This is a genomic window from Achromobacter sp. Marseille-Q0513 (genome assembly GCF_018195695.1).
Lineage (GTDB): Bacteria > Pseudomonadota > Gammaproteobacteria > Burkholderiales > Burkholderiaceae_B > Achromobacter.
Genome location: NZ_JAGTJY010000116.1, coordinates 1 through 18,982, shown reverse-complemented (window position 1 = coordinate 18,982; position 18,982 = coordinate 1). Strand labels below are relative to the sequence as shown.

Annotated in this window: 19 protein-coding genes and 1 pseudogene; 15 read left to right on the top strand and 5 right to left on the bottom strand. The window is 66.9% G+C overall.

Features of this window, described 5'->3' with window-relative positions; genetic code table 11:
• Positions 1-452 precede the first annotated feature (452 nt).
• A complete protein-coding gene (locus tag KDH83_RS20685) occupies positions 453-1,220 on the bottom strand; it encodes a hypothetical protein (RefSeq protein ID WP_212319336.1) in 768 nt (255 codons plus the stop codon).
• 367 nt (positions 1,221-1,587) lie between these two features.
• Here KDH83_RS20685 and fghA point away from each other — a divergent pair, with 367 nt between their 5' ends.
• From fghA to rpoH, 3 genes are all read left to right on the top strand, one after another.
• Positions 1,588-2,454 (top strand): S-formylglutathione hydrolase, encoded by an 867-nt coding sequence (gene fghA, locus KDH83_RS20680; RefSeq protein WP_212319334.1) that lies wholly within the window; start codon positions 1,588-1,590, stop codon positions 2,452-2,454.
• Between the two features lie 89 nt (positions 2,455-2,543).
• Entirely contained in the window at positions 2,544-3,233 is a 690-nt protein-coding gene (locus KDH83_RS20675; RefSeq protein WP_103272008.1) for a hypothetical protein, read from the top strand.
• A 152-nt stretch (positions 3,234-3,385) separates the two neighbouring features.
• Entirely contained in the window at positions 3,386-4,306 is a 921-nt protein-coding gene (gene rpoH / locus KDH83_RS20670) for an RNA polymerase sigma factor RpoH (protein ID WP_212319332.1), read from the top strand.
• A gap of 376 nt (positions 4,307-4,682) precedes the next feature.
• Here the strand turns inward: rpoH and KDH83_RS20665 are convergent, their stop codons facing one another.
• Positions 4,683-5,510, bottom strand: coding sequence for a phosphodiesterase (locus KDH83_RS20665; protein WP_283093837.1), 828 nt, complete (start codon positions 5,508-5,510; stop codon positions 4,683-4,685).
• A gap of 183 nt (positions 5,511-5,693) precedes the next feature.
• On the opposite strand from KDH83_RS20665, the gene KDH83_RS20660 reads away from it, so the two are divergent.
• Positions 5,694-8,477, top strand: a complete 2,784-nt coding sequence (locus KDH83_RS20660) for a cation:proton antiporter (RefSeq protein ID WP_249205240.1) — start codon at positions 5,694-5,696, stop codon at positions 8,475-8,477.
• Between the two features lie 30 nt (positions 8,478-8,507).
• On the opposite strand, the gene KDH83_RS20655 is transcribed toward KDH83_RS20660, so the two are convergent.
• Complete coding sequence (locus KDH83_RS20655) at positions 8,508-9,320, bottom strand: NUDIX domain-containing protein (RefSeq protein WP_212319330.1); 813 nt, start codon at positions 9,318-9,320, stop codon at positions 8,508-8,510.
• 284 nt (positions 9,321-9,604) lie between these two features.
• Here KDH83_RS20655 and coxB point away from each other — a divergent pair, with 284 nt between their 5' ends.
• The 5 genes from coxB to KDH83_RS20630 all read left to right on the top strand — a co-directional run bounded on the left by coxB (position 9,605) and on the right by KDH83_RS20630 (position 13,787).
• Complete coding sequence (gene coxB / locus KDH83_RS20650) at positions 9,605-10,762, top strand: cytochrome c oxidase subunit II (protein ID WP_212319328.1); 1,158 nt, start codon at positions 9,605-9,607, stop codon at positions 10,760-10,762.
• Between the two features lie 109 nt (positions 10,763-10,871).
• Entirely contained in the window at positions 10,872-12,473 is a 1,602-nt protein-coding gene (gene ctaD, locus KDH83_RS20645) for a cytochrome c oxidase subunit I (protein WP_103272011.1), read from the top strand.
• A 27-nt stretch (positions 12,474-12,500) separates the two neighbouring features.
• On the top strand, positions 12,501-12,626 hold the full coding sequence (locus tag KDH83_RS20640; protein WP_212319326.1) for a cytochrome oxidase small assembly protein: 126 nt from the start codon (positions 12,501-12,503) through the stop codon (positions 12,624-12,626).
• A gap of 8 nt (positions 12,627-12,634) precedes the next feature.
• Positions 12,635-12,859: a DUF2970 domain-containing protein gene (locus KDH83_RS20635; protein ID WP_103272012.1), complete on the top strand. Its 225-nt coding sequence runs from the start codon at positions 12,635-12,637 to the stop codon at positions 12,857-12,859.
• Positions 12,860-12,914: 55 nt separating this feature from the next.
• Positions 12,915-13,787 carry a cytochrome c oxidase subunit 3 gene (locus KDH83_RS20630; protein ID WP_212319324.1) on the top strand — a complete coding sequence of 291 codons (873 nt, stop codon included), beginning with the start codon at positions 12,915-12,917 and terminating at the stop codon, positions 13,785-13,787.
• Between the two features lie 123 nt (positions 13,788-13,910).
• On the opposite strand, the gene KDH83_RS20625 is transcribed toward KDH83_RS20630, so the two are convergent.
• Entirely contained in the window at positions 13,911-14,111 is a 201-nt protein-coding gene (locus KDH83_RS20625) for a twin transmembrane helix small protein (RefSeq protein ID WP_103272014.1), read from the bottom strand.
• 37 nt (positions 14,112-14,148) lie between these two features.
• Between KDH83_RS20625 and KDH83_RS20620 the strand changes: the two genes are divergently transcribed.
• The 5 genes from KDH83_RS20620 (at position 14,149) to KDH83_RS20600 (ending at position 18,285) form a co-directional block, all read left to right on the top strand.
• Positions 14,149-14,949 carry an SURF1 family protein gene (locus KDH83_RS20620; protein ID WP_212319322.1) on the top strand — a complete coding sequence of 267 codons (801 nt, stop codon included), beginning with the start codon at positions 14,149-14,151 and terminating at the stop codon, positions 14,947-14,949.
• Between the two features lie 112 nt (positions 14,950-15,061).
• Complete coding sequence (locus KDH83_RS20615; RefSeq protein ID WP_212319320.1) at positions 15,062-15,697, top strand: hypothetical protein; 636 nt, start codon at positions 15,062-15,064, stop codon at positions 15,695-15,697.
• A gap of 20 nt (positions 15,698-15,717) precedes the next feature.
• Positions 15,718-16,758, top strand: coding sequence for a COX15/CtaA family protein (locus KDH83_RS20610; protein WP_212319338.1), 1,041 nt, complete (start codon positions 15,718-15,720; stop codon positions 16,756-16,758).
• An 8-nt stretch (positions 16,759-16,766) separates the two neighbouring features.
• The gene (cyoE, locus tag KDH83_RS20605; RefSeq protein WP_103272016.1) at positions 16,767-17,660 is read left to right on the top strand and encodes a heme o synthase; all 894 of its coding nucleotides are present in this window, start codon (positions 16,767-16,769) and stop codon (positions 17,658-17,660) included.
• Between the two features lie 19 nt (positions 17,661-17,679).
• Entirely contained in the window at positions 17,680-18,285 is a 606-nt protein-coding gene (locus KDH83_RS20600) for an SCO family protein (RefSeq protein WP_212319318.1), read from the top strand.
• Positions 18,286-18,365: 80 nt separating this feature from the next.
• Here the strand turns inward: KDH83_RS20600 and KDH83_RS20595 are convergent, their stop codons facing one another.
• Complete coding sequence (locus tag KDH83_RS20595) at positions 18,366-18,584, bottom strand: DUF3717 domain-containing protein (RefSeq protein WP_212319316.1); 219 nt, start codon at positions 18,582-18,584, stop codon at positions 18,366-18,368.
• A 130-nt stretch (positions 18,585-18,714) separates the two neighbouring features.
• Here KDH83_RS20595 and KDH83_RS20590 point away from each other — a divergent pair.
• Positions 18,715-18,982: pseudogene (locus tag KDH83_RS20590) on the top strand (hypothetical protein); the annotation flags it as partial.

Genomic DNA, 18,982 nt, shown 5'->3' with positions numbered 1-18,982 from the left:
TCTTTGGGCATGGCGCGCTCCGCAGTGGGCCTGCGTCGTAATGTTGCAGTGCAGGAGAAGGACAATACCCCTGGCGGTGGTAGGGTGCAATAAAAATATTGAGGGTGCGTCCCTAAATTAATTTAATTGTTTCATCGAATTAAATATATAGGGACATATTTAGACCCGCATGAATAAAGGCTTTCCGGGGAGGGGTGAAAAAGGCGGATATCGGCTTTGCACTGCAAGTGTGCAAATATCATCTATATGTCCCTATTAAAAAGGGCGTTCTCGGCACTGATTCCCGTGGAATCCGTGGCAATAATCCATCAGATCGAGCAGGCTTCTTCGCTGAGGGGCGGCCACGGCGGCCTGCCGCCGGCCCGCGATCCGAGGGGCCGGATGTGGAGTGGGCGCCGAAAAGCAAACGCGCCGCGCGGCATGGCCGGCGGCGCGTCAATAATGGGGATGGATTAGTGTGAGGATCCGGAAACCGGCGTCACAGGCGTGGGCGTCGCTTCGGAAGCGTCCCCGGCTGTCGCGGGCGTGGCCGGTTTCTTGCGCGGACGTCCGCGCTGTCCGGGCGCGACCCGGCGGCTGGCGGTGTGGGCCAGGCTGGCGATGAAGCTGGGGCCGCCCAGCGCCCACTGGCCGGATACCGCCTGATCGATGCGCTGGGATTCCTCGCGCGACAGGCCGTCCTGCAGGCGCTTGCGGTAGTTGGCCTGGCGGTCGAACGGCGTATTGCCGCAGGCCCAGTAATCGGCGTGGTCCGACTGCCATTGCGCGGGCGGCGCGCTGGTGTTGCCGGTATGGCTGCTGGCCGAGGACCAGGGCCAGGAATCGGGATCCTGCGACGCGCCGCTGCGCACCGGATAGGTTTCCAGCCAGACTTGCGAGGGCAGGACCCAGGCGCCGGGCTCGAGCAGCGCGGAGCGGTAGCGGCCCGCGAAGACGCGGCCGCCGCGCAGGCGCGCCGCGAGGTTGCGGCCCAGCGTCTGCATCAGGCGCGGCAGGCCTTCCTCGTCGGCGGGCGTGGCCAGCAGCAGGATGCGGTCGTTGGCGAGCAGCCAGGCGTGCACCGACACCCGGTGGCGTTGGGCGGACTCGCCCAGCCAGGTGGCCAGTTGATTGAGGATATCGGCCGGCGCGGGTTGCGACGGCGCCGCCAGGGGCTGAATGAAATTGGCTTGCACCAATTGGGGCAGCCCGGGGGCGTACAGGCGGGGCAGACGTGCCATAGTGTCAGCGCTTGCGCATCCGGAAGAACGGGATGTCTTCTCTCACGTATATAAATAGTGCCACGGTGGCCGCCGGTCAAGCCCCCTGATCACAAACTGGGCACGGAAGCCGGATTTTTTTTCAATGGCTCGTACCCAGCCGCGTCGCCCGTTCCGGGCGGCAAGCCCGCGTAGACGGGCGCTGCATGGGGACAAACCAGATGCCGGTCGTCCGTGAGGCGCAGGTTAACATTTGGCGACGGAACGTCGTACCGTGGATATACCCTCATCCCAAAGGACGTCCACGCAGCGATCCGGCCCGTCCGCCACCCTTCCCCGGCCCGCAAGTCAGGGCGCATCTTTCAACCCGAATCCGGAGGACTCCCGCATGGCCGCGGCCTTGGAACTCATTTCCCAGCATCGCTGCTTCGGCGGCTCGCAGCGCTATTACCGCCACGACTCGGCGGAAATCGGCCTGCCGATGCGTTTTTCCGTCTTCGTGCCGCCGCAGGCCGAACAAGGCCCGGTGCCGGTGCTGTTCTACCTGGCCGGGCTGACCTGCACCGAGGAAACCTTCATGATCAAGGCCGGCGCGCAGCGCGTCGCCGCCGAACTGGGCGTGATGCTGGTGGCGCCGGACACCAGTCCGCGCGGCGCCAACGTGCCGGGCGAGGACGAAAGCTGGGACCTGGGCACCGGCGCGGGCTTCTATCTGGACGCCACCGCGCCCGCCTGGAGCCGCCACTACCGCATGGACAGCTACGTCACCCGCGAGCTGCACGCCATCGCCACGGGTGGCGAGCTGCCTGGCGACGCCGCGCGCGCCGGCATCTTCGGTCATTCCATGGGCGGCCATGGCGCGCTGGTGCTGGCCCTGCGCAACCCGGGCAAGTACCGGTCGGTCTCGGCTTTCGCGCCGATCGCTGCCCCCAGCCGCTGCCCCTGGGGCAAGAAGGCGTTCGGCGCCTACCTGGGCGACGACGTCCAGGCTTGGGCCGCCTATGACGCGTCGGCGCTGATGGCGCGGCTGCGCCAGCCCTTCCCTGGCGGCATCCTGGTCGACCAGGGCCAGGCCGACCAGTTCCTGGCTGAACAGTTGTATCCCGAGGTGTTCGAGGCCGCTTGCGCCCAGGCCGGCCAGCCGCTGACGCTGCGCCGTCACGAGGGCTATGACCACGGCTATTACTTCATCTCGACCTTCATCGAGGATCACATCCGGTTTCACGTCGAGCAGCTTGGAAAACCGGCGGCCTGAAACCCCGCTTCTATACTGGTCGGCCTGCCGCCGCAGGCCGGCGCCGCGCCCGGCCCGCGGCGTTCTTGCCCTGATGAGGAACGCCTGATTTGATCAACGGTTTCGCTCCCTTCGCCTGGATCCTGCTGGGCGCCGTCGTGGTCCTGTTGCCGGGCCTGTTCATGCTGCTGGGCCGGGGCGGCCCGAAAGATGAGCGCGGCCGCCGCCTCTTCCAGTTCCGGCCGGTGCGGCGCCTGTTCGGGCTGATGCTGGTGGCGCTGGGCTGCGTGTCGGGCCTGTTGGCGCTGTCGCTGGTGCAGTTTTTCCGCCTGACCACGGACGCGCCGGTCGCGCGCCTCGAAGTCCGCCAGCAGGGCGACGGCCAGTTCCAGGTGCGCGCCAGCGCGCCGGGCATCGGCGAGAAGCAATATGTACTGTATGGCGACCAGTGGCAGATCGACGCCCGCGTGGTGCGCTGGAAGCTGCCCGCCCTGATGGCGGGCGTGCCGCCGTTGTATCGGTTGGAACGGCTGTCCGGCCGCTATGGCGATGCCGCGCGCGAAGCCGCCGCCACGCGCTCGGTCCATTCGTTGGACGACTGGCCGGCGCCCGACCTCGGCTCGCTGAAGAAGAGCTTCCCGAACTGGTTTCCGTTCGTCGACGTGCAGTTCGGCAGCGGCGCCTACATGCCCCTGTTCGACGGGGCCCGCTACCAGGTCTTCCTGGATCCCCGGGGCGCGCTGTTCGCCCGCCCGGACGGACAGGCCACGGAGGAAGGGCTCAAGCGCCTGGGCTGGTGAGTCCGGGCCTGTCCCGGCTGCGGCCGCCGGGCGGGGCCTTCCGCGACGTGCGCCAGTGAAAATAAATGGGGCCACGTCATCGGGAGCGAAACTTTGACGCGCCGCAATAGTCGAATTAGCACTCCCATAACCAGAGTGCTAAGATCGAATCCATGTCGCTTTCCCTGAGCTTTCCGGAGACCTCCGCTATGAAGCAACCCAGTACCTCGTTGGCCGCTTCCGGCAACGCCCTGGCGTTGGCCATCGCCAATCCGGGCGCGCTGGGCACGATCGACGCGTACATTTCGGCCGTGAACCGCCTGCCGGTGCTGTCGGCCGAGCGCGAAACCGAGCTGGGCCGCCGCCTGCGCGACCAGGAAGACCTGTCCGCCGCCCGTGAGCTGGTGCTGTCGCACCTGCGTCTGGTGGTATCCGTGGCGCGTCAGTACCTCGGCTACGGCCTGCCGCATGCCGACCTGATCCAGGAAGGCAACGTCGGCCTGATGAAGGCCGTCAAGCGCTTCGACCCCGAGCGCGGCGTGCGCCTGGTGTCCTTCGCCGTGCACTGGATCAAGGCCGAGATCCACGAATACATCATCCGCAACTGGCGCCTGGTCAAGGTCGCCACCACCAAGGCGCAGCGCAAGCTGTTCTTCAACCTGCGCAGCATGCGCCCGGACGGCCAGACGCTGGACCCGGAACAGGTCGACCACATCGCGCAGGAACTGAACGTCCGCCGCGAAGACGTCAGCGAAATGGAAGTGCGCATGTCCGGCCGCGACATGTCGCTCGAGAACCAGGACGATGACGACGACAGCTACGCGCCCATCGCCTATCTGTCCGATGAAGGCCGCCAGGAGCCGACCCGCGTGCTGGAACGCGCCGCGCGCGATCACATGCAGAGCGCCGGTCTGAATGGCGCGCTCGAGGCGCTGGATCCGCGCTCGCGCCGCATCGTCGAGGCGCGCTGGCTGCAGGACGACGGCGGCGCCACGCTGCATGAGCTGGCGCAGGAGTTCGGCGTGTCGGCCGAGCGCATCCGCCAGATCGAGGCCGCCGCGCTGAAGAAGATGCGCGGCACGCTGGCTGCCTGAAGCCGCAATGCCAGACAAGCCCGGGGCCGCGCAAGCGGCCCTTTGCTTTTGCTGCAGGCCGATAGCGATTCGTCGCGGGCCTGCGTTCAGGATCTATGGTCATCGTTGCATCAATAAATTGATACAACTTCGCTAAGGAATTTCACCAGATTGCCGAAACTTAATCGGGTGGGCCGCGCCTAACTTCATGTAGACCGCGAACTCCGGTTAGCAGTCTTGTCATCCGTCTCGGCTTCTCCTCTTTCCCCTCCCCTATGAGACGGATGCTTGCGGGGCACCTGTATATACCGGTGCCCCGATTTTTTTTGCGCGCGCGATTCGCAGCCGCGCACGGATCGCACCAGGCTGGTGCGTCATGGCCGGCGGTCGGCGTCCTTCAGGCGACCCGCGCAACCTCGGCGGCATTCACCGTTTGCGGTTCCTGCACCCGCCGCACGCCGGTCGCCAGCGAGCCATCCTTGTACAGCTTGATCCATCGGTAGCCCGGCGCCTTGCCGTCGACCACGTGCCGGCCGTCGCGCACGCTGAACTGGAAGCAGGTCGATGGCGTGGCCAGAATGCGCAGATTGTGCCGGCGGCGGTCGAACTCGTGATGCACATGGCCCCACAGCAGCACGCGCGCCTGCGGCCAGCGCGCCAGCAGCTGGAACAGGCGTTGCGGGTTGTCGATCATCATGGTGTCGTGCCAGTGCGTGATCGGCATGGCGTTGTGATGCGTGGCGACCAGCGCGGGTCGTTCCGGCGCCTCGGCCAGCGCGCTTTCCAGCAGGTCAAGCTGGCTGTCGGGCAGGTGTCCGCCGTTGGAGCCGGGCACGGTGGTGTCCAGGCAGATGACGCGCCACGCGCCCACATCGGTCACCGGCTCGCTCCAGGCGGGCAGCGCGCGGCGCAGCGTGTCAGGCGCGTCGTGGTTGCCGGGCAGGCAGCGGATGCGGGCGCCGGCCAGCGCCGGGCTGGCCTGCAGCATGCCGGCCAGGCGCTGGTAGGCCGCCACTTCGCCGTCCTGCGACAGGTCGCCCGTGGCCAGAACCAGGTCGGGATGCTTGTGGTCGGCCTCGATCTGGCCGAGCACCGCGCGCAGGCTGGCGTCGGTGTTCACGCCGAGCATGGAGGTCTCGGCCTCGCCGAACAGATGGCAGTCGGTGAGCTGGACAAGCAAGGCGGGCGCGCCGTCGCGCGGCGCTTGGGACTGAGTGCGGACCAAGGGCCGCTCCTGCGTAGTTGGCACGGCTCTACATTATCCAAAAACCGGCGCCCGCGCGCGCGATGGCGCTGCCTCCGGACCGCTCAATCGTGAGCAAGCGTGAATTGCCTGACGGAACAGCTCGGAAAAACCGCTATTCTTGTCAAACTTCGCACACGCCTCACGATCTGGACGCGGCTTTACATGGATGTCGGTTTTCTCGTATTCGGCCTGGCGGGCCTGCTCACGCTGGTCTGCTTCATGCCGCCGCTGGCCGGTCGCCTCAAGCTGCCCTATTCGGTGCTGCTGGCCATCGTCGGCTGTCTGCTGGGCATCATCATCCACCTGCATGGCTGGGCGCCCAGCTGGATCGGCGATTTCCTGGACTCCCTGGAACGCTTCGAGATCTCGTCCGAGACCTTCCTGATGGTGTTCCTGCCGGTGCTGCTGTTCGAGACCGCGCTGTCCATGAACGTGCGCCGGCTGATGGACGACATCGGCCCCATTCTCATGATGGCCATCGTGGCCGTGGTGGTGTGCACGCTGGTGGTGGGCGTCACGCTCGATGCGATCTCGTCCTACGGGCTGGTGGTCTGCCTGTTGCTGGGCGCCATCGTCGCCACCACCGATCCGGTGGCCGTGGTGGGCATCTTCCGCGAAGTGGGCGCGCCCAAGCGCCTGACCACGCTGGTCGAAGGCGAGAGCCTGTTCAACGACGCCGCGTCCATCGCCCTGTACTCCGTGCTGCTGGCGGTGCTGGGCGGCCATGGCGAACTCAGCGCCAGCGGCGTGTTCAATGATTTCGTGGTGCACTTCATCGGCGGCGGCGTGGCCGGCTTCGCCATGGGGCGGCTGGCCTGTTTCCTGTTCGCCTGGCTGCGCGGCTTCCCCACCGCCGAGATCACGCTGACGCTGACGCTGGCCTACCTGTCTTTCTTCATCTCCGAGCACTACCTGAACGTATCCGGCGTGGTGGCCACGGTGATCGCCGGGCTGGTGGTGGGGTCCACCGGCCGCACCCGCATGTCGCCGACCACCTTCGAATACCTGTCCAGCGCCTGGGAACAGTTCGGCTTCTGGGCCAATTCGCTGATCTTCCTGTTCGCGGCCATGCTGATTCCCAAGCTGATGGCCGCGGCCGACTGGCAGGAGCTGGCGCTGGTGGCGGTGCTGTTCGTGGCCACGCTGGCGGCGCGCGCCATCGTGGTGTTCGGCCTGCTGCCGCTCCTGGGGTTGACGCGCCTGGGCACCAAGGTGAGCCGGCCCTACAAGGTCGTGATGCTGTGGGGCGGACTGCGCGGCGCCGTGTCTCTGGCGCTGGCGCTGGCCGTAACCGAGCAGACCGGCGTGCCCGAAGAGGCGCGCCAGTTCATCGCCGTGGCCACCACGGCCTTCGTGCTGATCACGCTGTTCGTCAATGGCATCAGCCTGCGCCCGCTGATCCGCATGCTGGGGCTGAACCAGCTGTCGCCCGTGGAGCGCACCATCCGCAACCAGGCGCTGGCCGTGGCGCTGGAAGACTTGCAGGGCAAGACCGACGATCTGGCCAAGACCGAGCACATCGGCAGCGAGGTGCGCGACCGCATCCGCGCGGTGTTCGACGCCAGCCTGGCCAGCGTGCACGACGGCCAGGTGGGCCAGATGAGCGACGAGCAGCGCGTGGCCGTCGGCCTGGCGATCGTGGCGCAGCGCGAAGAGGAAATGTTCTTCGACATCCTGAAGGCGCAGATCGTGGACTGGCGCATGGCCGAATCGCTGCTGGCGCGGGCCGAGCGGCTGGAGGACGCCATCCGCATCGGCGGCGTGGAGGGCTTCGAGAAGGCCATCGCGGCCGACGTGCGCTATTCCACCGGCTTCCGGCTGGCCCTGCGCGTGCACTATCTGTTCGGTTTCCAGGGCTGGCTGGCGCGTGAGCTCGGCCAGCGTTTCGCCAACCTGATGAGCAAGCGGTCCGTGGCGCAGCGCCTGATCATGTTCACCCGCGAGCAGATCACGCCGCTGCTGGGCGAAGAGGCCACGCTGCGCATCGTGTCGCTGCACCAGCGCCGGCTGGACCTGATCGAGAACGCCATGCAGGCGCTGAACCTGCAATATCCCCAGTACGCGCAATGGCTGCAGGAAAGCTACCTGGGCCGCGTGGCGCGCGAGCTCGAGCGCATCCGCTACCGCGACATGCTGGAGCAATTCCTGATCAGCGGCGAGGTGTACGCCGACCTGATGTCGCAATTGCAAAGCCGCTGGTCGCACATCGACCGCCACCCGCCGCTGGACATCGAGCTGAGCGCGGCCGACCTGATCAAGCGCGTGCCCCTGTTCGAAGGCTTGTCGGCCGATTCGCTGCGCGCCATCAGCAAGCTGCTCAAGCCGAGGCTGGCCCTGCCGGACCAGCGCGTGCTGACCAAGGGCCGCCATGGCGAGGAAATGTGCTTCGTGGCTTCGGGCGCCGTGGCCGTGCACCTGCCGGACAACACCATGATCGAGCTGGGCAGCGGAGAGTTCTTCGGCGAACTCGGCCTGCTGGGCGAGCAGCAGATCGCGCCCGACGTGACCTCGCTGGGCTATTGCAAGCTGCTGATGCTGTCCTCGCGCGATTTCCACGCGCTGCTGGCGCGCGATGAACACCTGCGCGAGCGCATCCAGGTCGTGGCCAAGCAGCGCCTGCGCGCGATCGAGGTCTGGAAACAGTTCTCGCAGGCCTCGCAGGCCGCGCCGGCGCCGGCGCCCGTGGCGGCGCATACGCCCGCGCCCAGCGCGGCGGCGGCCGCCGAAGCCGCCGAGGCGGCGGGCGAGGAGCGGCGCGAGGAAGAAGCGGCGAAAGCCGCGACGAAGGGCGAGGCAAAGGACGTGACAGCCAGGGACGCGCACGCGCTCGGAAGCGAGGTTGTCGTGGTCCGGCAGGCCGATGGCGCGGAAGACGCGCGGCAGGCCACCGACCGGTCCGCACAGGGCGGCGCGACGCCGGGCGAACCCGGCCTGCAATCACGCTGAGCCAGGGCCGGCCCCGGCGTCAGTCCCGGCTCAGGCCGGGATTTCCCCGGCCGCCTGGCGGCGCAGGATGTCTTCGGCGATGACCAGGGCCGCTTCCAGCGTGAACTCGCCTTCGGCCAGCAGGCGCACCGCCTCGGCCACCTCGATGGCGCGGATTTCCATGACTTCGCCGTCGCGGTTGGCGGGGCTGGCGTCGGCCGCCAGCACACAGGTGCTGGTCAGTACGTCCTCGACCTGGTAGCCCTCGGGCAGGCGGCGGTGGATGCGCAGGATGGTGCGCAGCGGCGTGCGGTGGGTCAGGTCCGGCTCGTCCAGGCCGGCTTCCTCGCCGCACTCGCGCACCAGCGCGGTTTCCAGGTCTTCGCCGCTGCCGGCCAGGCCGCCGACCAGGGTGTCCCACATACCGGGATCCGTTGACTTGCTCAGTGCGCGGCGCGCCACCCATAGCCGGCCATCGGGCGTCCAGGCGTTCAGGTGCACGGCCTTGGTCGGCAGGCCGAAGGGCCGCAGCGCGGTGCGCTCCATCACGCCCAGCTTGTCGTCGCCGGCGACCACGTCCAGCAGTTCATCGCGCCAGCCGCGCAGGCAGTTGGCATCGCGCAACAGTATCGCGGCCCGTTCCAGCACCGCGTCCAGCTCGGGGCCGGGGGCCATGCCTTCGCCGATCCGCACGCTGTCGTGGTCCGTTTCGATGTGCTCGGCGCCTTGCAGCGCGTCGGCTGCGGCGTGCGTGGCCCAGCCGCAGCGGCGCCCCGCTATATACAAGGCATGCGCCCCTTCGGGCGGGAGTTCCTGCGCGCGGGCGCGCAGCGCGGCATACAGGTCGGGCAACTGCTTGTGCATCTCGGGACCGTCTTGGATGAAGGTGCGGCTGATTTTATGCCACCGGCCCGCGCGGCCTCGCGGCGAGGCCATGGGGGCGGGTCCAACGAAATCAAGGGGATTAAATTACATCTGTTTGCGCGTCCGCTATAATCCGCCAGTTTCTTTATGATTCGAGTGGGAACGCGGGGCCGCAGCATCTCTCCCTGCCGATCCTTGCCATCTAATAATCGCGCGTAGTCCTGTTGCAGTGACATTCGTGCCACGAGGCGACAGCGGCCTTTGCGCCGTGTTTCGAGGTAAGCATGAAGAAGTGGAGAGGGATACTGGGGGCTTGTGCCATGCTGATTGGCGGCATGGCGGGTGCTCAGGTGCAAGACATGCCCGGCGGCCCGAAGGTCAATCAGCTGAACCTGCACGAAGGCGTGACTCAGATCGCGCGCGATGTCATGTGGCTGCACTGGATGCTGCTCACGATCTGTATCGTGATCTTCATCGGCGTCTTCGGAGTGATGTTCTACTCCATCTGGGCGCACCGCAAATCCCGCGGCCACAAGGCCGCCACCTTCCACGAGCACCTCGGCGTGGAAGTCGCCTGGACCGTCATTCCCTTCATCATCGTCATTGCGATGGCCCTGCCGGCCACCAAGACGGTGGTCGCCATGAAAGACACGTCCAGCGCCGACCTGACCGTCAAGGTCACCGGCTATCAATGGAAGTGGGGCTACGAGTACCTCGACGGCTCCGCCGCCGGCGTCAAGTTCCTCTCCACGCTGTCGACGCCGCGCGCCCAGATCGAGAACCGCGAGCCCAAGGGCCAGTTCTACCTGATGGAAGTGGACAACCACATGGTTGTGCCCGTCGACAAGAAGGTCCGCGTCGTGCTGACCGCCGCCGACGTGATCCACTCCTGGATGATCCCCGACTTCGGCGTCAAGCAGGACGCCATCCCGGGCTTCCTGCGCGACGCCTGGTTCCGCGCCGAACAGCCCGGCATCTACCGTGGCCAGTGCGCCGAGCTGTGCGGCAAGGATCACGCCTTCATGCCCATCGTCGTGGAAGTCCTGGCGCAGGCGGACTACGATAAGTGGGTTGAAGACCAGAAAAAGAGGATGGCGGCCTCGGCCGACGATCCCAACAAGGAGTGGACGGAAGCCGAACTGATTGCCCGTGGCGAAAAGGTTTTCGCCGCCAATTGCGTGGCCTGTCACCAGGCCAACGGCAAGGGCATCCCGGGCAGCTTCCCCGCGCTCGACGGAGACAAGGTTGTGCTGGGCCCCAAGGCGGCCCAGATCAACACCGTGCTGAAGGGCAAGCCGGGCACCGCCATGGCGGCGTTCGGCGGCCAGCTCAACGATGTCGAAATCGCAGCGGTCATCAGCTATACGCGCCATGCCTGGAGCAACGCCGGCAAGGGGCAGGACCCGACGGTTCAACCGAAGGACGTGACGGCCGGGCGCTGATGCGCGCGCCGTCGCTGTTTCCCTCGCGGTCAGAACCGCTTTCCGTTTAGTCGAGATACCCTGACGTCCCCGCCTGGCGGGGGCGGCACTCAGCAGGAAGGAGTCCATCATGAGCAGCGTCACTGTAGACCACGTGTCCCCGGGCCACGGTCACGATGACCACCACCACGCCATGCCGACGGGCTGGCGGCGCTGGCTTTTCGCCACGAACCACAAAGACATCGGGACGATGTACCTCATCTTCTCGTTCTTCATGTTGCTGGAGGGCGGGACGCTGGCCCTGCTGCTGCGCACCGAGCTGTTCGAGCCGGGCCTGCAGTTCTTCCGGCCTGAACTGTTCAACCAGTTCACCACCATGCACGGCCTCATCATGGTGTTCGGCGCCATCATGCCGGCCTTCGTGGGCTTCGCGAACTGGATGATCCCCATGCAGATCGGCGCCTCGGACATGGCGTTCGCCCGCATGAACAACTTCAGCTTCTGGCTGCTGCCCGTGGCCGCCATCATGCTGACGGCCTCGTTCTTCGTGCCGGGCGGCGCCACCGCCGCCGGCTGGACGCTGTACGCTCCGCTGTCGCTGCAGATGGGCCCGGGCATGGACCTGGCCATCTTCGCCATGCACATCATGGGCGCGTCCTCCATCATGGGCGCGATCAACATCATCGTCACCGTGCTGAACATGCGCGCGCCCGGCATGACGCTGATGAAGATGCCGCTGTTCTGCTGGACCTGGCTGATCACCGCCTTCCTGCTGCTGGCCGTGATGCCGGTGCTGGCCGCCGCCATCACCATGGTGCTGACCGACCGCCACTTCGGCACCGGCTTCTTCAACGCCGCCGCCGGCGGCGACCCGGTGCTGTACCAGCACGTGTTCTGGTTCTTCGGGCACCCCGAGGTCTACATCATGATCCTGCCGGGCTTTGGCATCGTGTCCGCCATCGTGCCCGCCTTCGCCCGCAAGAAGCTGTTCGGCTACGCCTCGATGGTGTACGCGACCGCTGCCATCGCCGTGCTGTCGTTCATCGTCTGGGCGCACCACATGTTCACCACCGGCATGCCGGTGACGGGCCAGCTGTACTTCATGTACGCCACCATGCTGATCTCGATCCCGACCGGCGTGAAGGTGTTCAACTGGGTCGCCACCATGTGGCGCGGCTCGATGACCTTCGAGACGCCGATGCTGTTCTCGATCGGCTTCATCTTCGTGTTCACCATGGGCGGCTTCACCGGCCTGATCCTGTCGGTGGCGCCCATCGACATCCAGGTGCACGATACCTATTACGTGGTGGCGCACTTCCACTACGTGCTGGTGGCGGGTTCGCTGTTCGCCCTGTTCGCTGGCGCCTACTACTGGCTGCCCAAGTGGTCGGGCCGCATGTACAGCGAAAAGCTGGGCAAGCTGCACTTCTGGTCGACGCTGATCTCGTTCAACGTCACGTTCTTCCCGATGCACTTCCTGGGCCTAGCCGGCATGCCGCGTCGCTATGCTGATTACGCCGCGCAGTTCACGACCTTCCACCAGATCGCCACCATCGGCGCGTTCTGGTTCGGCCTGTCGCAGCTGATCTTCCTGTGGACGGTGATCCGCTGCTATCGCGGCCGCGGCGAGCCCGCGCCCGCCAGCCCCTGGGAAGGCGCCGAAGGCCTGGAATGGACGGTGCCGTCGCCGGCCCCCTTCCACACCTTCGAAACCCCGCCCGAAGTGAAGTAAGCCGCAACGTTTTCAGGTAGCAGAGCCATGACTCCAGAGCAGCGCCGTCGCAACCGGATCGCAGGACTGATATTGGTGGTGTTCGTCGCCGCCGTGTTCGCGTGGACCCTGTTGCGCGGCTCGTCGCTGCTCACGGGCGTGGCGCTGCGCTAGGCGGTCCCATGAGCGACGACCTGCGCGACGCCTCCCAACGCAAGCTGAGCTTTCTGCAGACGCTGAAAGCCGTGGGCTGGGGACTGTTCGGCGTGCGCAAGGGCGCGGGCTACCAGGAAGACAGCGCCAGGCTCAACCCGGTACACGTGATCGTGGCCGGGCTGCTGGCCGGAGCGGTATTCGTGGGCGTACTGATATTGATCGTGCGTTGGGCAGTCTCGAGCCTGACCTGACGGCCACGATTCCTGAAGCAATTCGAACCATCTGATCTGTACCAGGGAGAAAACCATGAGTGCAAGCCACTCGGTTCACAAAGAGGCACCCTACTACTACGTGCCCGCAGATTCGGGTCACCCCGTGCGCACGGCCGGCGCGCTGCTGCTCATGGGCCTGGGCGCCGCCGCCTGGATCAATTCCGTCAGCTGGGGCAAGTGGCTGGTGCTGGCGGGCTTCCTGTCCCTGATCGTGATCCTGTACTACTGGTTCGGCGACGCCATCCGCGAGTCCGAGGCCGGCCTGAACAGCAAGCGCATCGACAATTCCTACCGCTGGGGGATGAGCTGGTTCATCTTCTCGGAGGTCATGTTCTTCGCCGGCTTCTTCGGCGCGCTGTGGTACGTGCGCACGATCACCACGCCATGGCTGGGCGACCTGGACCACAAGCTGATGCTGTGGCCGGATTTCCAGGCGGTCTGGCCCAACTTCGGCCCGGCCGGCGTGGTCGAGCACTTCCAGACCGTCGGCCCGTTCTGGCTGCCCACGATCAACACCGCGCTGCTGCTGAGCTCGGGCGTGACGCTGACCATCGCCCACCACGCGCTGCGTGAAAACCATCGCGGCAAGACCATCTTCTGGCTGCTGGCCACCGTGGTGCTGGGCTTCATCTTCGTGGCCTGCCAGGCGGCGGAATACCATCACGCCTATACCGAGCTGAACCTGAAGTTCAACTCGGGCGCCTACGGCTCGCTGTTCTACATGCTGACGGGCTTTCACGGCTTCCACGTGCTGCTGGGCGCCACCATGCTGACCGTGATCCTGATCCGCCTGATCCGCGGCCACTTCACGGCCGACCATCACTTCGGCTTCGAGGGCGCCGCCTGGTACTGGCACTTCGTCGACGTGGTGTGGCTGGGCCTGTACCTGTTCGTCTACTGGATGTGATCGCCGCGCCGCGGGTTGCGGCCCGCGGCGATGCGCGCTTTCAACGGCAAGGGCCCGGCCAGTCTGGCCGGGCCCTTGCGTTTTCAGGGTCGGGGCCGGGGCGGGAACTCCCGCCGGCGGCGCCTATCTGATCCCGGTGCTTTCGATCCAGCCCATGTGATGGGCGAACAGCACGAACAGGAACAGCGCGACGGACAGCCCGATGCGCACGGTGAGCGCATTGACGGTGCGGTTGGTGGTACCTTTGTCCCGCATCAGATAGACCAGGGCGGACGCCAGGCTGGCAAGGATGCCGATAAAGGCCAGCACCACGAAAACACGCATTTGGGTCTCCGGACAAATCAGATTCAATCACGAACACATGGCTCGACCGCATTCCACCCGCTACACGGTAGCCGCCTTGCTGCTGCTGGGCATTTCCGTGGTCATACTCGTATCGCTGGGGCAGTGGCAACTGCGCCGGGCCGACGAGCGACGCGCCATTCTGGCCGCGATCGAGGCCGGCCGCAAGCAGGCCCCGCTGCCCTTGAGCGCCGCGACGCCGGCGGACGAGATGGCGCCGTGGCGCGTGGCCGAGGCCAGCGGCCAGTGGCTGCCGCAGTTCAGTGTACTGCTGGACAACCGCAATCTGGACGGCAAGCCCGGCTACTGGCTGGCCACGCCCTTGCTGCTGGACGGCGGCACGCGCCAGGCCCTGCTGGTGCTGCGCGGCTGGATCCCGCGCGTGATGCAGGGCCAGCCCGAGGTGCCGGCGACGCCGCCGGGCGAGCAGGCCGTGCACGGCGAGCTGTCCGCGCGCGTGCCGCGCCTGTTCGAGCTGTGGTCGCTGGGCGGCGACGCGAAGTCCGGCCTGCCGGCGGCGCTGCCGGCGCCGGGCGGCGTCGTGCCGCAGGTGCAGAACCTGGAGCTGGACGCCTACGCGCAGGCCACCGGACTCAAGCTGCTGCCCACGGTGCTGAGCCAGTTCGGCGACGGCCGCGACGACGACGGCCTGGTGCACGACTGGCCGCAGCCTTCGGTGGATTTCCAGAAAAACACCTTCTACGCCGTGCAATGGTTTTCCTTCGCGCTGTTCGCGGCGATCGCCTGGCTGGTGGTGATGGCGGGCGCGCTCAAGCGCATGCGCCAGCGCCAGCGCGAGCAGGCCGGCCCCGGGGGCTGAGCCGCCGCGCGGATACCGCAAGCCCGCAGCATCGACGTCTTGAATTCCCGCAACACCGCAAGCCCGCAGCAAGGTCCCCGGCGCACCGCGCAACCGCATAACAGGATACATAGTGGCCCGCGAAACTTCCGCTACCTCCGTCCCCGCCGCCCGCAAGCGCTCCAGGCTGCCGCTGGTGCTGGTGTTCCTGTGCACGCTGGCGCCCATCGTGGCGGCCTTCGTCGTCTACTACAACCCGCAATGGTGGCCGGACGAGGCCAGCAACTACGGCACGCTGGTGACGCCGCAGCGTCCCATGCCCGCCGCCGGTGAATTGAAGCTGACCACGCTGGACGGCCAGCCCTTCGACCTGCAGACCCTGAAGGGCAAATGGCTGCTGGTGGCCGCCGATGGCGCGGCCTGCCCGGAAAGCTGCGCCCGCAAGCTCTACATCGCGCGCAACAGCCACGCCAGCCAGGGCAAGAACGTGGACCGGCTGGCCCGCGTCTGGTTCATCACCGACGACGCGCCGGTGCCGGACAAGGTGCTGGAGGCCTACAAGGGCACTATCATGTTGCGCGCCGACCCCGGCCAGCTCGCCCGCTTCCTGCTGGCGGGCCAGCAGCAACAGGCCGCGCCTGCGCTGGCCGCGCCCATCTGGATCATCGATCCGCTGGGCAACCTGATGATGCAGTACCCTGCCGACGCCGACGGCGTGAAGGTGCGCAAGGACGTCAGCAAGCTGGTCTACAACTCGCGGGTCGGCTGACCGGATTTTTCTACATGGATATGGATCGCATCAAGGCTCGCTACCGCAAGCTGGTTTTCTTCACCTGGTTCCTGACGCTGGACCTGATCATGTTCGGCGCCTTCGTGCGCCTGACCGATTCCGGGCTGGGTTGTCCGGACTGGCCGGGCTGCTATGGCAAGGCCACGCCGCTGGGCGCGATGGGCGACATCCACGAGGCCACGCAGGCCATGCCTTTCGGGCCGGTCACGCTGTCCAAGGCCTGGATCGAGATGATCCACCGCTACGTCGGCGCCATCCTGGGCATGCTGATCATCGCCATCGTGGTCATGGCCTGGCGCTACCGTCGCCAGCTGGGCCGTTCGCCCGCGCTGGCCATCGTCACGCTGGTGGCAGTCTGCGTGCAGGGCGCCTTCGGCGCCTGGACCGTGACCCACAAGCTGATGCCCGCCGTGGTCACGGCGCATCTGGTGTTCGGCCTGTCGGTGCTGGCGCTGATGACCTGGCTGTCGGCGCGCGAGCGTCCGCACCTGGCCCTGTCCGCCGCTGCCGCGCGCTGGAAGCCCTGGGTCGCGGGCGGCTTCGCGCTGCTGCTGGTGCAGGTCACGCTGGGCGGCTGGGTCAGCACCAATTACGCGGCGCTGGCCTGCATGGACTTTCCCATGTGCCATGGCCAGTGGGTGCCCGAGATGGATTTCCACGGCGGCTATTCGGTGATCCGGGGGCTGGGCGAGCTGCCGTCCGGTGAAATGATCTCGCAGCCGGCGCTCACCGCGATCCACTGGGTGCATCGCAATTTCGCCTTCGTGGTGTTCGCCTACCTGGGCGTGCTGGCCTGGCGCCTGCGCGCCGAGGCCGGACTGCGCGGACCGGCCACGCTGATGCTGGCGCTGCTGGGCGCGCAACTGCTGACCGGGCTGACCACCATCTTCTTCCAGTGGCCGCTTTTGATCGCGGTGCTGCACAATGGCGGGGCGGCCGGCCTGACGCTGGCGGCGGTGGTATTGATGGTGCGTCTGTCCACTGCCGGACGGGCGCCCGCGGGGGGGCTACGGCCCCAATTCGGCGCGCGTTTAAAATAGGGGCCATCATGACCAGTCTTGCCGCTCCCCAATCCGGATTGCTCCGCCAGTATCTCGTGCTCACCAAGCCGCGCGTCACGCAGCTTGCGGTGTTCTGCGCCGTCATCGGCATGTTCCTGGCCGCGCCCGGCATTCCGGACATGCAGCGCGTGCTGTTCGGCACGCTGGGCATCTGGCTGCTGGCCGCCGCCGCCTTCGCCATCAACTGCCTGATCGAGCAGGAGGTCGACGCCCGCATGCTGCGCACCGCGAGGCGCGCGACCGCGCGCGGCACCATCTCCGCCTACCAGGTGCTGAGCCTGTCGGGCCTGTTGGGCGGCGCCGGCATGTTCGTGCTGTACCACATGGTCAACCCGCTCACCATGTGGCTGACCTTCGCCACCTTCGTCGGCTACGCCGTCATCTATACCGTCATCCTCAAGCCGCGCACGCCGCAGAACATCGTCATCGGCGGCCTGTCGGGCGCGATGCCGCCCGCGCTGGGCTGGGCCGCCGTGGCGGATTCCGTGCCGGCCGAGGCCTGGGTGCTGGTGCTGATCATCTTCATCTGGACGCCACCGCATTTCTGGGCCCTGGCGCTGTACCGCAACCACGACTACGCCAAGGCCGGCCTGCCCATGCTGCCGGTCACGCACGGCCAGCAGTTCACGCGCCTGCACATCCTGCTCTACAGCGTGGCGCTGCTGGCCACCACGCTGCTGCCCTACATCATCCTGATGAGCGGCGTGCTCTACCTGACCGCCGCGCTGGTGCTGGGCGGCATGTTCCTGTCCTATGCATGGCGCCTGTATCGCGAATACAGCGACGAACTGGCGCGCAGCATGTTCCGTTTCTCGATCCTGTACCTGGCGCTGCTGTTCGGCGCGCTGCTGGTGGATCACTGGGTCGGCCTGTTGCGCTGACCGTTGCCGGAGGTTGTCCATGTCCGTGTTTTCCTCCACCCGCCGCCTGGCCCTGCGCCTGGGCGCGGCCGCCGCATTCGCCGCCGCGCTGGCCGCCTGCGGTGAAAGCGCGCCCCAGTTCAAGGGCAGCGACATCAGCGGCACCAAACTCGGCCAGGGCATGGAACTGGTGGATTACAACGGCAAGACCCGCAAGCTGTCGGATTTTTCGGGCAAGGTGGTGGTGGCGTTCTTCGGCTTCACGCAATGCCCTGATGTCTGCCCGACCTCGCTGGCCGAGCTGGCCGAGGCCATGAAGAAGCTGGGCGCCGACGCCGACCGTGTGCAGGTGCTGCTGATCACGGTGGATCCGGAGCGCGACACGCCAGATATTCTCAAACAATACGTGACCGCGTTCGACCCGCGCTTCCTGGGCCTGACCGGCACGCCGGACCAGGTGAAGAAGGCGGCGGCCTCGTTCAAGGCCTACTACGCCAAGGCGCCCACCAAGGACGGCGGCTATTCCATGGACCACACGGCCGCGTTCTACCTGCTGGACGGCAAGGGCGAATCGCGCGTGCTGGCCAACAACAACATCGGGGTGGACGCCCTGGTGCACGACATCCAGGCGCTGCTCAAGGGCTGATCAGGCCAGAGCCGGGCGACGGCGGCCCCGGGGGCTGCCATCCGATCGCCGCGCGCGGCGGCGGCCTGGGCCATTCACGTTCACTTCAGGGCGGCTGCCCAGGTCTCCAGCGCCGCGCGGGCGCGCTCGTCGAGTTCCACGGTGGGGAGCTCGCGGCGATGGGACATGATCATCAGCGCATAGGGCGTGGCCAGCGCCGACGCCTCCGGGCAGAGCCGGTGGTCCTCGCCGGCGGACGGCGTGAGATTGCGCCAATAGTTGATGGCCTGTTCGAGCTGGGGCAAGGTGACGGAATCCATGCCCCTATTGTCCATCAATGGCGGACCCTGTCCAGCGGGTCCGTTCTGCAATGAAGCGTCACCATCGCAATACGCCGATACGGCGCCAGGGTGCTATACCACAGCCGGTTAGTAATTTCGGAGACCTGTGATGAATACTCCCCTCCAGACCGGCGTTGCGCGCCGTGGCCTGCATCCCCTGGTCGCCGCCGCCGCCGTCGCCGTGATCGTCATGTGTACGGTGGGCGTGGCGGCCGTGATGGGCTGGCTGCCCACGCCGTCGGCCAATACCAATCCCAACGCTCTGAGCGCCGAGAGCGCGGCCCTGTCCGGCCCGGAAGGCGGCAACCTGGCGCCCGCGCCCCAGATCCCCGCCCAGCCGCTGGCGCCCGCGCCCGGCCAGCAGCCGGCGGCTCGTC

Excerpts from the sequence above, each read along its gene's own strand:
- KDH83_RS20685 (WP_212319336.1), bottom strand. The coding sequence starts at position 1,220 with ATGGCACGTCTGCCCCGCCTGTACGCCCCCGGGCTGCCCCAATTGGTG.
- fghA (WP_212319334.1), top strand. The coding sequence starts at position 1,588 with ATGGCCGCGGCCTTGGAACTCATTTCCCAGCATCGCTGCTTCGGCGGC.
- rpoH (WP_212319332.1), top strand. The coding sequence starts at position 3,386 with ATGTCGCTTTCCCTGAGCTTTCCGGAGACCTCCGCTATGAAGCAACCC.
- KDH83_RS20660 (WP_249205240.1), top strand. The coding sequence starts at position 5,694 with ATGGATGTCGGTTTTCTCGTATTCGGCCTGGCGGGCCTGCTCACGCTG.
- KDH83_RS20655 (WP_212319330.1), bottom strand. The coding sequence starts at position 9,320 with ATGCACAAGCAGTTGCCCGACCTGTATGCCGCGCTGCGCGCCCGCGCG.
- coxB (WP_212319328.1), top strand. The coding sequence starts at position 9,605 with ATGAAGAAGTGGAGAGGGATACTGGGGGCTTGTGCCATGCTGATTGGC.
- ctaD (WP_103272011.1), top strand. The coding sequence starts at position 10,872 with ATGAGCAGCGTCACTGTAGACCACGTGTCCCCGGGCCACGGTCACGAT.
- KDH83_RS20640 (WP_212319326.1), top strand. The coding sequence starts at position 12,501 with ATGACTCCAGAGCAGCGCCGTCGCAACCGGATCGCAGGACTGATATTG.
- KDH83_RS20635 (WP_103272012.1), top strand. The coding sequence starts at position 12,635 with ATGAGCGACGACCTGCGCGACGCCTCCCAACGCAAGCTGAGCTTTCTG.
- KDH83_RS20630 (WP_212319324.1), top strand. The coding sequence starts at position 12,915 with ATGAGTGCAAGCCACTCGGTTCACAAAGAGGCACCCTACTACTACGTG.
- KDH83_RS20625 (WP_103272014.1), bottom strand. The coding sequence starts at position 14,111 with ATGCGTGTTTTCGTGGTGCTGGCCTTTATCGGCATCCTTGCCAGCCTG.
- KDH83_RS20620 (WP_212319322.1), top strand. The coding sequence starts at position 14,149 with ATGGCTCGACCGCATTCCACCCGCTACACGGTAGCCGCCTTGCTGCTG.
- KDH83_RS20610 (WP_212319338.1), top strand. The coding sequence starts at position 15,718 with ATGGATCGCATCAAGGCTCGCTACCGCAAGCTGGTTTTCTTCACCTGG.
- cyoE (WP_103272016.1), top strand. The coding sequence starts at position 16,767 with ATGACCAGTCTTGCCGCTCCCCAATCCGGATTGCTCCGCCAGTATCTC.
- KDH83_RS20600 (WP_212319318.1), top strand. The coding sequence starts at position 17,680 with ATGTCCGTGTTTTCCTCCACCCGCCGCCTGGCCCTGCGCCTGGGCGCG.
- KDH83_RS20595 (WP_212319316.1), bottom strand. The coding sequence starts at position 18,584 with ATGGATTCCGTCACCTTGCCCCAGCTCGAACAGGCCATCAACTATTGG.